The organism is Ureaplasma sp. ES3154-GEN (assembly GCF_025780075.1).
Taxonomy (GTDB): Bacteria; Bacillota_I; Bacilli_A; order Mycoplasmatales; family Mycoplasmoidaceae; genus Ureaplasma.
On sequence record NZ_JAOXHM010000004.1, the window covers coordinates 87,756 to 102,465 of the forward strand.

General features: G+C 30.6%; 17 protein-coding genes and 5 tRNA genes. 13 read left to right on the forward strand and 9 right to left on the reverse strand.

All coding sequences use genetic code 4. The annotated features are described in order from the left end of the window. Positions 1-34 precede the first annotated feature (34 nt). From OF377_RS02130 to OF377_RS02155, 6 genes are all read right to left on the reverse strand, one after another. Entirely contained in the window at positions 35-1,696 is a 1,662-nt protein-coding gene (locus OF377_RS02130) for a phospho-sugar mutase (RefSeq protein ID WP_263836245.1), read from the reverse strand. 10 nt (positions 1,697-1,706) lie between these two features. Then, positions 1,707-2,117: a cytidine deaminase gene (gene cdd / locus OF377_RS02135; RefSeq protein ID WP_263836246.1), complete on the reverse strand. Its 411-nt coding sequence runs from the start codon at positions 2,115-2,117 to the stop codon at positions 1,707-1,709. Between the two features lie 65 nt (positions 2,118-2,182). Further along, on the reverse strand, positions 2,183-2,812 hold the full coding sequence (gene grpE, locus OF377_RS02140; protein ID WP_263836247.1) for a nucleotide exchange factor GrpE: 630 nt from the start codon (positions 2,810-2,812) through the stop codon (positions 2,183-2,185). Next, complete coding sequence (locus OF377_RS02145) at positions 2,812-3,933, reverse strand: DnaJ domain-containing protein (protein ID WP_263836248.1); 1,122 nt, start codon at positions 3,931-3,933, stop codon at positions 2,812-2,814. Before OF377_RS02145 ends, grpE begins: the two co-directional genes overlap by 1 nt. 354 nt (positions 3,934-4,287) lie before the next feature. Beyond that, a complete protein-coding gene (hemW, locus tag OF377_RS02150) occupies positions 4,288-5,364 on the reverse strand; it encodes a radical SAM family heme chaperone HemW (protein WP_263836249.1) in 1,077 nt (358 codons plus the stop codon). Between the two features lie 3 nt (positions 5,365-5,367). Beyond that, positions 5,368-5,583 (reverse strand): hypothetical protein, encoded by a 216-nt coding sequence (locus OF377_RS02155; RefSeq protein ID WP_263836250.1) that lies wholly within the window; start codon positions 5,581-5,583, stop codon positions 5,368-5,370. 83 nt (positions 5,584-5,666) lie between these two features. On the opposite strand from OF377_RS02155, the gene OF377_RS02160 reads away from it, so the two are divergent. Next, positions 5,667-6,251 carry a hypothetical protein gene (locus tag OF377_RS02160; RefSeq protein ID WP_263836251.1) on the forward strand — a complete coding sequence of 195 codons (585 nt, stop codon included), beginning with the start codon at positions 5,667-5,669 and terminating at the stop codon, positions 6,249-6,251. Between the two features lie 69 nt (positions 6,252-6,320). On the opposite strand, the gene OF377_RS02165 is transcribed toward OF377_RS02160, so the two are convergent. Genes OF377_RS02165 through udk form a run of 3 tightly spaced genes read right to left on the reverse strand, consistent with a single transcriptional unit; the run spans position 6,321 to position 7,523 of the window. Then, positions 6,321-6,617: a NifU family protein gene (locus tag OF377_RS02165; protein ID WP_263836252.1), complete on the reverse strand. Its 297-nt coding sequence runs from the start codon at positions 6,615-6,617 to the stop codon at positions 6,321-6,323. Further along, entirely contained in the window at positions 6,595-6,903 is a 309-nt protein-coding gene (locus OF377_RS02170) for a hypothetical protein (protein ID WP_263836253.1), read from the reverse strand. The genes OF377_RS02165 and OF377_RS02170 overlap by 23 nt, the downstream gene beginning before the upstream one ends. After that, positions 6,903-7,523 carry a uridine kinase gene (gene udk, locus OF377_RS02175; protein WP_263836254.1) on the reverse strand — a complete coding sequence of 207 codons (621 nt, stop codon included), beginning with the start codon at positions 7,521-7,523 and terminating at the stop codon, positions 6,903-6,905. Before udk ends, OF377_RS02170 begins: the two co-directional genes overlap by 1 nt. A 147-nt stretch (positions 7,524-7,670) precedes the next feature. Between udk and rpmF the strand changes: the two genes are divergently transcribed. From rpmF to OF377_RS02235, 12 genes are all read left to right on the forward strand, one after another. Then, on the forward strand, positions 7,671-7,841 hold the full coding sequence (gene rpmF, locus OF377_RS02180; protein WP_263836255.1) for a 50S ribosomal protein L32: 171 nt from the start codon (positions 7,671-7,673) through the stop codon (positions 7,839-7,841). 27 nt (positions 7,842-7,868) lie between these two features. Then, positions 7,869-8,093, forward strand: coding sequence for a hypothetical protein (locus tag OF377_RS02185; protein ID WP_263836256.1), 225 nt, complete (start codon positions 7,869-7,871; stop codon positions 8,091-8,093). 163 nt (positions 8,094-8,256) lie between these two features. Further along, positions 8,257-10,419: a hypothetical protein gene (locus OF377_RS02190; RefSeq protein ID WP_263836257.1), complete on the forward strand. Its 2,163-nt coding sequence runs from the start codon at positions 8,257-8,259 to the stop codon at positions 10,417-10,419. 14 nt (positions 10,420-10,433) lie between these two features. Further along, positions 10,434-11,753 carry a hypothetical protein gene (locus OF377_RS02195; protein WP_263836258.1) on the forward strand — a complete coding sequence of 440 codons (1,320 nt, stop codon included), beginning with the start codon at positions 10,434-10,436 and terminating at the stop codon, positions 11,751-11,753. 9 nt (positions 11,754-11,762) lie between these two features. After that, a complete protein-coding gene (locus OF377_RS02200) occupies positions 11,763-12,584 on the forward strand; it encodes a bifunctional 5,10-methylenetetrahydrofolate dehydrogenase/5,10-methenyltetrahydrofolate cyclohydrolase (protein ID WP_263836259.1) in 822 nt (273 codons plus the stop codon). A 73-nt stretch (positions 12,585-12,657) separates the two neighbouring features. Further along, complete coding sequence (locus OF377_RS02205; protein ID WP_263836260.1) at positions 12,658-13,245, forward strand: hypothetical protein; 588 nt, start codon at positions 12,658-12,660, stop codon at positions 13,243-13,245. 119 nt (positions 13,246-13,364) lie between these two features. Next, a tRNA-Tyr gene (locus OF377_RS02210) sits at positions 13,365-13,448 on the forward strand. 1 nt (position 13,449) lies between these two features. After that, positions 13,450-13,524 (forward strand) — tRNA-Gln (locus OF377_RS02215). A 37-nt stretch (positions 13,525-13,561) separates the two neighbouring features. Then, positions 13,562-13,636: transfer RNA gene (locus OF377_RS02220), tRNA-Lys, on the forward strand. Between the two features lie 37 nt (positions 13,637-13,673). After that, positions 13,674-13,759: transfer RNA gene (locus tag OF377_RS02225), tRNA-Leu, on the forward strand. A 4-nt stretch (positions 13,760-13,763) separates the two neighbouring features. Then, positions 13,764-13,837 (forward strand) — tRNA-Gly (locus tag OF377_RS02230). Positions 13,838-13,903: 66 nt separating this feature from the next. Next, entirely contained in the window at positions 13,904-14,680 is a 777-nt protein-coding gene (locus OF377_RS02235; RefSeq protein ID WP_263836261.1) for a tRNA1(Val) (adenine(37)-N6)-methyltransferase, read from the forward strand. Positions 14,681-14,710: the final 30 nt, after the last annotated feature.

Here is a 14,710-nt window from a genome sequence, read left to right on the forward strand (position 1 = left end):
AAACAACCAAATATAAATTGGTTGTTTTTTTGTTTTATGGTAGTTGCAAGTATTCTCTTAACATTGCAACTATGGCATCTGCTTTATTTGCAAAATGTGTGTATCAGAATTCATTGCTTTGGTATTGATCTTCAATTAAGTTTACATAAATTTTAAATTTGGGTTCTGTCCCTGATAAACGGAACTTAATTGTACTGTCATTGTCTAAAAACCAAGTAATGTAGTTGTGCTCTTGATTATATTCAATTTTTAGTAAATTTAAGTCAATAATTTGTTTTAAATCAGTTGTTTGGAGTTTGGTTAATAATGCTTGCGCATCTTGTTTTCAGTCTTTGTTTTTGAACACAAATGGATATGTATGAGCATATCAATAACCATATTTTGGAAAAATTAATTTAGTGAATACATCAATTAAACTTAATCCTTGGTTTTGGTAGAAAGCAATTAATTCAAGAATAAAAGCCGCAGATTGGTAACCATCCTTATCATTATTCATATCAATTAAATTAGTTCCAATTGCTTCTTCGAAAGCTACCACTAAATCTTGGTCCTTACGTAATTGAGCGATTAAATTACCGTGATGTTTGAATCCAACACCGACATAATGCACAGTTGTGTCAAAGTCTTTGGCGATCCGTTCAACATAAGTATTTGAAACAATAGTTGAAATGATATATTTTGGACGTTCATAATTTTTATAATGCAGTAAATAATATGCATATAAAACCCCTGTTTGATCTCCACTTAAATAATATCATTCGTTATCGTGTTGAATTGCAACCCCCATACGATCAGCATCAGGATCGATCCCGATCATAACAGTGGCATTATGTTCATTAGTATAAGTTAATGCTTTGGTAAACGAAATTTGATCTTCAGGATTTGATGATTCATCGTTTATAAAATCTGGATTTTCAAAGTTTTGTTCATGTACGCTAATAATTTCATAACCTAGTGATTCAAGAAAGGGTTGCATGTTATAAGATGCTGCCCCGTGGTGGGTTGTTAAGACTGTTTGGAATTGCTTTTCACTGTTTTTGTTAGTATTAATTAAATTTTCCTTAATTAAGTCGTAATAGGCAGTAATTTCATGCTCATCAATGAAAGAAATCAATTCTTCATCGGCCTCAAAATCAAACAACATTACATCCTTATATGATGGGATATAGGTTTCAATGACATTGGTAACATCTGTTGTTGGTTGAGCACCGACGTTATTATAGACCTTAAAACCGTTGTCAGTTTTGGGATTATGAGATGCGGTGAACATAATTCCACCGTCTAAATCTAATTCGTTAATGAGATAAGATACAATTGGTGTTGCAAGCATTTCATAATCTTGGGGAACAAAAACCTCGAATCCGAAACTTGTGAAGATTTGGGCTGCAAACATCATTACTTCGCGTGATAAATAACGGTTATCACGGCCCAAAACAACTTTATGGTGCCGATTGTTTTTCGGTGGAATAGTTTGTAAGTAGTAAATATATCCTAAGATTAATTGAGTATATGTGAAGATATTTAATTGGCGCGTCCCAACACCTAATGGTAATCGGATTCCTGCAGTTCCAAATTTAAATTTGTAGTTAGGGTCAAACAACTCGCTTAAAGTTTTTTGATCTAATGACTTAATATATTTTTTATCCTCACTACTAACGAGCTCAGACTCTAAAGTTTGACTGACTAAATTTTGCATAGTAATTCTCCTATTTTAGTGATGCCGTTGGGCTTCAAGAATGCGGTAATAATTCTTGTAATTGATAAATTTTATAAGTTCCGGATTGGTTATAAACCACTACAGAACCATCAAGTTGCATGAATTCGCTAATAACTTGACGACAAGCACCACAGGGTGTTCCACTATCATTTTCGTCATTGGTGATTAAAAACATCATATCTAATTTTTGGTAACCCAATGCTATCATACTAAAAATAGCATTACGCTCTGCGCAAACTGTTAACCCATATGATCCGTTTTCTACATTTACACCAGGGATAAATGTATCATTACTTAGCGCAAGCGCGGCAACAGGATAATGTGAATAAGGAGCATATGATCTTTTTTGTAAAGTTTTTAATTGTTGATAAATATTTTCGTAATTAATTTTTGTTTTCATAGATTAAATTTTAACATTTATTACTGATTTTTTAGAGAAAGAAAAAAACGCAGGGTTGCGTTTCGTTATGCTGCGACCTTCACAACAGCAAATTTAATGGTTTTATTGTCATAGATATAACCAGGACTAATAACTTCAATAATTGTTAATGCTGGATGATTAGTATTTGTAACAGTTTCAAAAACTTCCATTGTCTCATCGTTTAATAATTCCCCAACAACAGGCGTAATTTTTTGAATTTTTAAGTCTTCCAAGCCCTCATGCATTTGGTTAGCAATCATCTGGAAGCCAACAAGAAAACCTTGGAGTTTAGGATCGTCATATTGGTTATTTACAATTTTACTAAAATGATTAATTTGCGTTAATAAAGTATCCATATCATATTTGTAAACTTTATAAATTGCTTGTTTGACATCATCAGCAAAACGGTTGTTTAAGGCTTGTTCTTTAGTCTTTAAAATCGTTTGGATTTCGTTAGTTTTAGCAGTGATTTTGGCAATATAATCTTGATTTAACTGGTTAATTTGTTGTTCGTATTGTTTATTTTGATTGATTAGATTTAAGTTTGTTGTTTGTAAGGTTTCGAATTCCTTAGACAATGTTTCATTGGCTGCTGTTAGTTCTGCGATCTTTTTTTCTAACTCAGCTAATTTATTTTTGTGTTCATGGCTCTTATGTTCTTTTGTATGTGACATTATTTTTGTACTTCCTTTAATCATTTATTGTTGTAATCTTCTACTTCACTGTTTTTTTGTTTGTTAATGTTTTGAATGAAACTTAGTTGTTCAGGGCTTAGTTTCTTAGTTTTTGCATATTTAATAGTGATGTACACATCACCTTGTTTTTTATTAAACAAGTTTGATTTTCGGTTTTTAATTCCTAAATTTTTAATTTGGAATTGTTTACCATCACGGGTGTTGGCTGGAATATTAAAACTATGTTTTCCATAAGCTGTAACAAATTCAACTTCTCCACCAACCAAGCACACAAAAGGATCGACTAATACATTGATGTATAAATCAAGTTTATTGGTTTTGAAATAAGGGTGAGGTGCAACTTCGATGTATAAGTAAAGATCGTGTTTGACACCATTAATTTCATTTCCTTTTTGACTAATTCGTTGTTTTTCTTGATTAAGTGTGTTGGGTTCAATTGTAATGTTGATTTTGGTTGGAGTTTTAATAACTTTATGACCTTTACATTTTTTACAAGGATTTTTGTTTGTTTTTCCTTGCCCACGACAAGTTTCACAAACTGCTTGCTGTTGAAAAACACCAAAAGCAGTTTGTGATTGAAATAGAACTTGACCTGATCCATGACAGGTTTGACAGGTAACAATATCAGACGCATTAGGAGCACCGATTCCGTGACATAAATCACAAGTAACTAAACGGTCATAAAGAATATCTTTATTTGTTCCTTTAATTGCTTCAAAGAAACTTAAACGTAAAGCGAGGTGAATATCTCCTTGTATTTCTTCTTCATAACGTTGACTACGAGATTGTCCGCCGTTAAAAAAACTTGAGAAAATATCTTCAAAGCCGCCAAAGCCGCCAAAGCCGCCAAAGCCACCAGCTTGTTGATTAAAACCTTGTTGTTGGGCATCATGTCCAAAACGGTCATAGTTTGCACGCTTTGATTCATCACTTAAAACTTCGTATGCTTCGTTGATTTCTTTAAATTTAGTTTCCGCATCGTGTGAACTATTTTTATCAGGGTGATACTCTTTTGCAAGTTTACGGAACGCTTTTTTGATTTCATCAGCAGTTGCTGTCTTACTAACCCCTAAAACTTCATAATAATCTCGCTTACTCATATTTACTCCTTATATAATGTGTGATTTCATAATATATAAATTATAAGGTAAAACAAAGAAAATTAGCAATCTTTTATACTGCTTGCTAATTTTTAAATATTTGAGAGTATTAGAGAACCTAACCATATTGCTTTGCTTGATTTTTAATTTTTTTGTTTTTAATGTTTTTTAGTTGATTAAAAATAAATGATTGAAGCATGTTTATAAAAATTTTATTAACGTTTTTTGGAATTAAAATAAAATATTCTTGTTAAGAATACTTAAGTTATTTTTGTTTGTAAGTTATTTAATTTTTTAGAGACTAAATGTAAAGGTTTAGTTTACAAATTTTAAAAGATTACGAACATTTTTTAACTAGTCAAATAAACTTAATAAAGTTTGGTTGAGCAGATCTAATGATTCTGCTTTCAAGAAATTATTTTCAATATACACGTATTCTAATTTATCTTTAAAAAAGTTATACGCTTGCAAATACAAAGGATTTTTTAAATCTAGTCCGTCCGCAAGTCGTAACCCCATCATTAGAATTTGTTGATAATAATCATAATCACTTAAAGGATTAGTGATTAATTCTGGCTGGTCAAGTGGGGCATTGTATTGGTATTGAGTTTTATTTTCAAGACCATGTGCTCCAAAACCAAAGGCCATTCAATCTTTCGTTAACCAATAAGCTAGGTTATGTTGGCACTTGTATTGTGGGTTTAAGACTCAATTACTTACTTCATAACGTGTGTAGTTATATTTTGCAAATTGTTGAATAATATACGTTAACTGATCAGCTTCCTTGTCCTCATCAATGGTACATCCTAAACGTTTTAATAGACTATTAGATTTGATTTCTAAAGCGTAAAAAGATACATGTTGGATACTGTTTTTACTTAGAAACAAAAAGACATCATCAATATCTTGAAAAGTTAGATTTTCTAGGTTGTAAATAAAGTCACACGAAATGTTAGTTATTCCGTTCATTTGTAATAGTTGAATTGCGTGTTCTACATCTTCAATGGTATGCAAACGATTCACCTGTTTTAAGATCGCATTATTGGTTGATTGAACACCTAAACTTATGCGATTTACACGGTATTTTTTAAAGATTAAAATTTGGTCAATAGTGATTAAATCAGGATTACATTCAATACTAAATTCACAGTTATCCGCTGCATATTTTTCTAAAACCGCAAGTAGTTTTTCCAATTCATTATTTGTCAAGCAATTAGGAGTTCCACCACCTAAAAATATAGTTTTAAATTGTTTAGGCACACAATACTTTTGGATTGCTAGTAGTGTGTTTTCTAAATAGTTATCAACTAAATATTGGGTTTTGTTTGTTTTTAGAATACGTTTGAAATCACAGTAAGTACAAATGTGATTACAAAAAGGGATATGTAAATATAAATGTTGGGTACGTGAATCAAAGATACTTGTTTGCATATTTTAAAATAAAGCATTAGTTTCTAAGTGTACGATTAGTGCAACAAGTAATACAATGCACAAACATGAACCAATTATTAATCCTAAAACGATTAGTAGTTTTTCCCATCAACGTAAACTTTGTTTTTTGCGTTGAATTTTTTGTTCTTGATTTTGCAAAGCATTCAAGATATCATCACTTGCTATTTCATCATAAATTTTATTGTTTTTTGATTTCATAATTATCATTTCTTTGGATACTTGGTATTCAGCTTATTATCTTATTATATAATAATAACCATGAAGAAAGATATGAGGTTTATATGTCGAATCTTGAAAATAAAAATCAACCCCAAACAAAACTAAGTATTGTGGGTTGATTAAAAAAACCTAGTGTCAAAACAGATCGTGCTCTAAATATCACTACTATTGTCCTTGCATTTATCGGTTTTGCGTGTGCTTTAATTGGTGGGTGAAACCCCGAAGCATCAAAATGAATTATTGGTTTGGGTGCTTTTCCAATTTTGTTATTAATGTTGGGAGTACTTATTGTGCGCACATTACGTCGAGTATGAACACAAGTGTGAACAAAAAAAGAAATAATTTGACAAAGCATTCTTTATAGTGCTTGATTATTGGCGTTTATTTTTTTGTGATACGGTCTAGGAATGGCGACAAGTATGTATCAAGAAGTTAATAATTATAAATTAGGTTTATCGGTTGCTGAACAAGGAAACTTTATTAGCTTAACTGCCTTACAAAAAGCAGAAGGGTTTGAAAGTTATTTAGGTGGAATTTGAACAATGGTGGTATTCGTCGGTATTGCAATGTTTATTAACGTTTTCTATAATATGGGGCATCCTGTAGTCAATGAAGAAGAACAAAATAAATTACAAAAAAGAAAATAGAGTAACAAAAACCCTGTAGAAGAAATACAGGGTTTTTTATTGCTTATATTTATTGAAATTAATTTGTATTTAGAAATTAAAAGGAAAGCCAGGTGTTTGATTAATGTCTGGTTGGATTAGGACAACATCTTTAATACTCGGAACTTCCTTCATTAAAATTTTCTTGAGATTTTCTTCATATGTTACATTAGTTAAAAAACAACCAACGCACGCACCTGCTAGACGAATATAGACTACATTATTTTCATAACGATCAAAAATAAAGTCGCCCCCATCAGCTTGAACATAAATTCGTAAATCAGTCAATATTTGTTTGATTTTATTTAAGTCTTCTTCGTTTTGACTATTCATTAAATAATCTGCCATAAATTCCTTTTTTGCGGTGATTATGTTGCGCATATGTAATCACTAAATAATGGTTTTCTACACGCTTAGTTAAATAATAGTGTTTAGGGTCGCTAGGATCCTGAAAAATTAAGTGATCTGGATGTTCGTGGTGAGTTGATGGACGGACTCGTGAGAGTTTTGTGTTAATCTCACCTGATATAATAATGTCAATGGTTGGTGTTTTAGAATATTTTGGATGACGAGTTTTAATACGACTTAACGCATGGTCAGTAAATCGAAATGGTAATTTAGCATAATAACTCATTATACACGGTGACTAACAACATCAATTAATAAATCCATTGCTGCTTGGTTTTTTTCGCTTCAAGGAACAATAATGTCTGCGTTCATTTTTGATGGTTTTACAAACTGGTCATACATTAAAGAAACAGTTGAACGCCATTGTTCAGCGATTGAATCAATACTGCGCCCACGTTCCTTTAAATCACGCAGTACTCGCCGCATTAAACACTCGTCTTTAGGGGTTTCGACAAACACTTTCAAATCAATTAGGCCGTTTAAGGATTCGTCATAAATAGCATAAATTCCTTCAATAATCAAAACATCTACATCCGCTAAACTATGGGTTTCATTCATTCGTTGATGATGTACATAATCATAAATAGGAACGGCAACTTTTTTTCTATTTTTAAGTGCTAAAATTTGTGAACGCATTAAATCTCAATCAAAACTTTGGGGATGATCGAAGTTCATAATTCCGTTTAATTGGGATTTAATAATGTGCACAGGGTGGTAGTAAGAGTCTTGGCAAACAATTGCACATTTTTTGTTTTCAGGCATCGTTTTTTTAATTGTTTCAGCAATAGTGGTTTTTCCTGAACCACTTGCACCACCAATTGCTATAATTAAAACGGGTTTTTTCATCTTGAATTTATCCTATATTTTCTACTTAACTTAAATTATAGAATAACTGCGATTAATATTGACTGGTTTTTTTTCTAATTTAATAGTATAATATTAAAATGTATTTAAAAATATTTTTAAAATAAAAATTTAGAAAGAGGCGATTAGATGGCTGTTCAACAAAGAAGAGTGAGTAAGTCACGTCGTAATATGCGTCGTAGTCATGACCACTTAGAAGTGACGATTACCACTTCATGCCCTAATTGCGGGAAAGCATTACTTCCTCACCGTGCTTGCCGTGATTGCAAAACGTATCGAGACAACAAATTCGATATTTAATTTTGATCAAAGAGATCTTTTTCTATTATGAAAAATAAATCAATTCCTGCTAGTAAATTAGCACACGATGATCAAACTAAACAATTAGCAAGAATTTTAAATATCCCCAATATTAGTCAGTATTCCGAAAAACAAATTAAAAAACAATCTAGAAATTTTGTTATTAATTTAATTATTGCGATTACAACTATGTTTATCACCATTGGGATCATTATTGTTGTCGCTATCATTATCGGTATTAAAAATGGATAACAGCTATCTGTTGTCCATTTTTTATTTTTTTAGATAATTCTTACCAAATCATTATATTTTACAAGAAATATCCATAAAAGTTATATTTTTCAGGGGATTAATTTATAATTAAATAGTATTTACAATACCACAAAATATCATAAAAACACAGGTGAATATCAAAATGAATAAAACAAACAAACACAATGCAACCTTGTTTTTAAGTAAAAAACAAGCTGAAAAACTAGGAATCATTGATCTTGACAACCAACAAGTGGTAATTAACAACCGTTTTGTGGAAAGTCAAGTAATCAATAGTTTTGCCGACGAAGTAAAACTAGAAAAACTCGTCACTAAAGCATATACCTTTTATAACGAAGAAAACGCTTCGAAACCGACTTTATTAAATGTTTTTGATGATTATGATTATCAGTCTCAAAACATAAGTTTTTTAACTTATTATGAAGCGAAAGTTTATGGTTTAGTACGTGAATACTTCTTAGAGCACGAACTAAAAACACGTGATATTTTGGATTATTTTCTAAGTAATGATCCGTTTAAAACGTGAAAGACAGAAGAACTTGAAGTGTTACAAACCAATGTTGTTAACTGATTAACAGAATTAAACTTAGATATCGAACAAGTTAAACAAGAAATTGTTGATTTAGAAGATAATCATGATTCAAACCACCTTTTAAATGAAGATGGTTTTATTCTACAAAAAGCTAAATTAGAAGCATCACTTGATATTCAACTAACTCTTTTATATTTACTAACATTAATTGAACAAAAAACTAATCCTAATTTTGCTGACGAGTGAGCAAAAACGGGTTATGGTACTGAACGTATTCCGGGAGCATTTACTACATATGATTACCGGGTTCGTCGTGAATATTTAGATCAAAAAAACTACAAACAAATGGTTCAAAAAATTAAGACTAATTCTGTGTCATCAACCAGTACATACGATGAAAAACAAGCGATGAAATTAGTTCACACACCCCAAGAAGAAGCAGTTCCTTTGTTACCAAAGGAACCAGAGCTAGCAATTACTCCTGTTATTAATTCTGATGAACAAACAGTAGTTAATTTAAAAGAAAACGAATTTGCTCATCAAGAAGAAATCAAATCTGAACCTGAATTGACACCAATTAATGCCATACAACAACCAGTTGCTGTTAAAAATGAAGCTAAAGAAACTGTTATTTTACCGGATTTTTCAAGTTTCAGCAGTGCAAATAATGGTTTAAACATTAATTTTAATTCAACAACCAAAAAAGAAGTAAATACAGTTAATGTTAAAAAAGAACTTGAAAAAGCGATTACTGATGAACCTTATCATGAAGTTGAAATTAAAGAAGATTATGTTCAAGATTTATATGAAAGACATCCAGATGTTTACCGTGTTCACCACGAAACAGAAATGATGTGAAAAAATGAAGCAAATGTTGATATGATTTTCGAAAATGATGATGAAGACCATAATTCAGAAGACCTAATGGTCCCAAGGGATACTGTTAATTTAGAAGAAGTGGTTGTTAAAGAAACAACAAATGAATATATCGAGCAGGAAATTCTTCGTTATGAAACGATGTTGCGTGATTTAAATACACCAACTTCTGATACTGAAAAGGAAGAAAAATCTGTCACACAAAGCAAGATCGTTAATGAACAAGAATGTTGTCGTCGTTTAGATCGCACAATTGATGAGTGTATTACTTGCTATTTAAATCATCCACGACCGATTATTGACCCTCGTGTTAAATATTTAGACCAACGTTTAGAAATTTTAGAAAACATGCAACGCCTAAAAAATAATGTTGGTTACCTAGCTGTTAGTGAGGAACCAGTTGTTCAAACAACGGTTCTTCAAGAAGTCGAAGTTTCAAGTGTTGAAGATTCGCCGGCTCCAATAGAAATCGTGAAAGAATCTGAATTAATTGAAGAAGATTTAGTTACTAAATACTCTGATTTAAATAATCTTGGATCGCACAAATTTAAGATTTTAGATGAACGAATCCAAACACTAGAAAATATGGCAAAATACCAAAATGAAACACCTAATGTTTATTACCTAGAAGAAGACACAAGTGTTCAGGTTGATAATGTAAATATTGAGGATTTATTAGTTAATCAACCGGTAGAAGAAGAAACAGTTGAAAAAATCGATACCTTTGGCAATGAAACCAAAGATCGTCTTGATGATTTTTTAAATGAACTTGATAACAACACACTTGATGTTAAAGAAGTAGAAGCAAATACAGATTGATTAATTGACAATCATCAGGAATACAAAAATTATGGTAAAAAAACAATTCCATGATTCCGAAGAAAAAGACGTAAATAAGGAGGGATGCAGTTATGAATAATAAAATAATTGAAAAATATGTTGAGCTATCTTTTGATAATGAACAAATTACTCTAAAACGCAACGATAGTAAAATTTTTGTTTCTGAAAATGATGAATCTGCACCTGTGGTGCCTTATGTTAGTACAAATGGAATCAATCATCCGCATACACACAGTAATCCAATAGCATCATTAGTTATTAATGATAATGAGTTTGATGTTAAAGGTCTAGAAAACTACCGTTTAGATATTGAAAACAAAATTACTGAATTGTATGAGGAATTAACCAGCGTTTATTTGAAGGCAAAAACAAATAAAAAGGATGTTCCTACAGTTATTAAAAACCAAAAAATGTTAAATGATCATATCCAACAAACCCAAGTTGTTTGTGATAGTTTAACCTATGAGTGAGATGCTCATTTGTTGAGCGAAATTGGTTATGAAGAATATTTGAAATTAGAAAAAATTCAAGCAAAAACAGATTTAACTCTAAAACGGAAATTACGACATTATTATAATTTGTTAAACGATCCTCATGCATCAGATAATTTTTCGGATCTAAAATTAAACCAAAAAGAACAACGTGTTTATGATGCCATTAACGCAGCTGAAGAACAAAAAATTCTGGATTTACGTAACGAATACAACCAAAAACGTAATAGTATTATTGAGGAAACTTGAACCAATCTCTTAGTTAAAAAAGCTGATTTTGACGATTTGTCATTTAAATCACAAGCAAACTTTGCATTATTGATTTCTGGTCAATATGGAATCATTAATGATCTTGAACGTTTGTTGAATGAACAAGAATTATTACGAATCAAAATGGTTGTTCAACGAACAAAACTACATCGTGAGCAATTAAACAACTTCTTTAAAAATAAAGACGAATATAATCAGGCTCTATACCAGATACAATTAGAGCTGCTTAAAGTGATGGGGGCAGAAGTTACAATTTTAGGTGCCTTAGCAAAAAATATTGACTTATTAAACCGTTTCTTAGGTGTTTTAAAACAACAAAACCACCCATTTGCTTTATATGGTAATTATGTTAATATGTTGACCAAATTAGCAAAAATTGTTGCAAATAATGCAAAGAATGCATTATTAAAAACAAATGACGAAGATAATGTTATTCATGAAGTTGTTTTAGAAACAACTGGCTATGCAAATGATCATGATCACGATGAAGTAGTTACAAACACTGTTTATAAACAAACAAAAATTATTCCTAATTACGAAGTAAATGTTTATGCTAATCAACCACGTGATTTACATGTCCAAGCGTATGTGAATGAGCAGCCTGTAAATATTAAAATTAAGAAAAAATAGTTTTTTATTATGAAAATGTTAATTAGTCGTTTATATGATAAGCTATGAACTAAACTAGTTGAACAAACTAAGGATCGTACGAAAATTATTCATATTTTCTATGATTCTTTTTTTGTTTCTTACGATTCAATTTATTTAAAAGTTAAGCGTAAGTATGCAAGTTTATTGCAAATTTCTTTAAAATTTTATGATTTGCGTGACACAAATGTTATTAATAAATTAAGTGTAATTATGCAAAATATTATAGATCAATCTGATTTTCTATTTTACGAACTTCCAATTGAACAAAAATTATTAGAAGCAACCGGTTTAATGAATTATTTAACACCTGATAATGATATTGACGGGTTAGCTAGTTATTTATATTTAGAAAACAACATTAAAAATATTAAATATCATCCTGCAACGATCGAGGCCGTTTTGTTATTAATTCATAGTTTAAAATTAGAGACTCATAAACTAAAATTAGTTATTTTAGGACGGTCAAAGCATTTAGGGAATTATTTATATCATCTGTTACATAATTTATTTTTGCAAACAGATGTTATTAGTAAACAAACCAAAGACAAAGAAAAAATATTAAAAGACGCTGATATTGTTATCTCATGCATTAATCAAATTAATCAATATTCAGTTGAAAATCTTAAGGATAACAGCTATTTGATCGATGTAACATTTGAGGAATATAAGAATAAAATTTATGGCTCATTTATTTATGATTATGCTTACCAAACAACTCACAATATTGCAGTATCGCCTTCACCGGGTGGCGTAGGTAAATTAACGACACTTTGTTTACTAAAAAACTACTTTAAAACCTTTAATAAATAATTAAATAATTAATTATCATAAATGCATAAAATAACACCCACTTAACATATGATTTAGATGGGTGATATTTAATATGTTTTCGGCTATTTTATTTCTTATTGCAGATAATGATCAAAAAGTCATTATGTGATTTTACAAAAAATACTACCGTATTTTTATGGCTTATATCGGTAAATTAATTAATCAAAAGGGTTTCTATTTGGATTATCAGCTATCTGACTACTATACAATTATTTTTGCGGCTATTAAAAAAGCGGCAAGTAGTTTAAAGAAACAAAGCAACATCAGTCTACCAGTGTTTCTTGCATTTATTAAGAAATATTTGTATTATGAATTTATTAGTGATTTACGGAAGGATTTAAATAATAAAAACAGGGTTCTTGTTTGTAAAAAAGATATCAATCAGATGAATATTAACAGTGAGCAATTTGTTGATGAATATACTATTAATTATGAAAAAAGTTTAAATGAACGTTTGGATCGAGAAGCTTTTGACGAATATCTTTATCAACATCATCGTTCATTATGGGATTTTTTTAAATTAGTTAAGGAACATTATAATGTTAAAGATATTTCGCATCTAACAATGTGTACACAAAAACAAGTTTATAATAAAATTCAAAAACTAAAGCTTTTGTATCGCAATTTTAATCGGGAATAACTTTAAAAATAATTAAAAACACTATTAAGTTAAGGAACAAATAAGTAAGAAAAATAAAAAAATTAAAATAAATTGCATTTTTATCTTTATTTATGTATAATTATATAGTGTTTTTAAATGGACAGATAGCGAAGTGGCCAAACGCATCCGGCTGTAACCCGGCTCCGAGAGGTTCGTAGGTTCGAATCCTACTCTGTCCACCATTGGCCTGTAGCCAAGCGGTAAGGCAGAAGATTTTGATTCTTCCACGCGCAGGTTCGATCCCTGCCAGGCCAGCCATTAAAACACCACCTATATAGTATTCTATATAGTCTATGCCTCATTAGCTCAGTGGTAGAGCATTTCACTTTTAATGAAGGGGTCGTAGGTTCGAACCCTACATGGGGCACCATTTAAATTCAACCATATTATATATGGTTTTTATTATTGCTGGAGTGGCGGAATGGTAGACGCATTGGACTTAAAATCCAATGACTTCACGGTCGTGAGGGTTCAAGTCCCTCTTCCAGCACCATAATGCGGGTGTAGTTCAATGGTAGAACTATAGCCTTCCAAGCTATTAGTGTGGGTTCGATTCCCATCACCCGCTCCATTAAACATTAAAATGTTCGCATTAGCGAACATTTTTTATCATATATCAACAGAATTTGAAATAGTTATGAAAAAACAACATTGGGTAAAAAATCAATTAGGATATGACACGAATCTTTTTATCTATCAAGATAAAAATCAGTTTAATTTTTCTATCGACACATTATTACTTGCCAATTGAGCAACACTAAAACATAAAACCAAAAAAGTTTGTGAAATAGGGTTAAATAACGGTGCATTATCTATTTTACTTGCTAAGCGCAAAGATGATTTAATTATTGATGGTATAGAAATCAATTCCGAAGCAATTGATCTAGCGCAATTTAATGTGGATGAAAATTATTTAACTGAACGTATTAACGTTATCAATGCAGATTTTAATGAATATGCAGTAAGTCGTCATTGGGATGAAAAAGATCGTTATGATTTAATTATTTGTAATCCCCCATACCATTTAGCATCTGGTGTGAAAAATAAACAATTAAGTAAACAAAGTGAAAATGCGTTATATGAGCAAACATTAACATTTACACAAATAATGCAAGGTGTTCATAGAATGCTTAAACAAAAAGGTACATTATCCATGATTGTTTCGAGTGTTAGGTTAGTTGATTTAATTTACATAATGAAGCAATACAAATTCGAGCCAAAGCGAATTATGATGGTTTATTCACGACCTTATAAACCTAGTTGTTTAGTGCTAGTTGAAGCAGTTTATAATACGACACCAGGATTGGTTATGGAAAATAGTTTATTGCTACATAACGAAAATCCTAACGACCACAGTTATACGAATGAAGCCCTAATTTACCATCGGATTAATTATTTTAGAAAAGAAAAATAACCTATTTTCACAATAGGTTATTTTTTAATA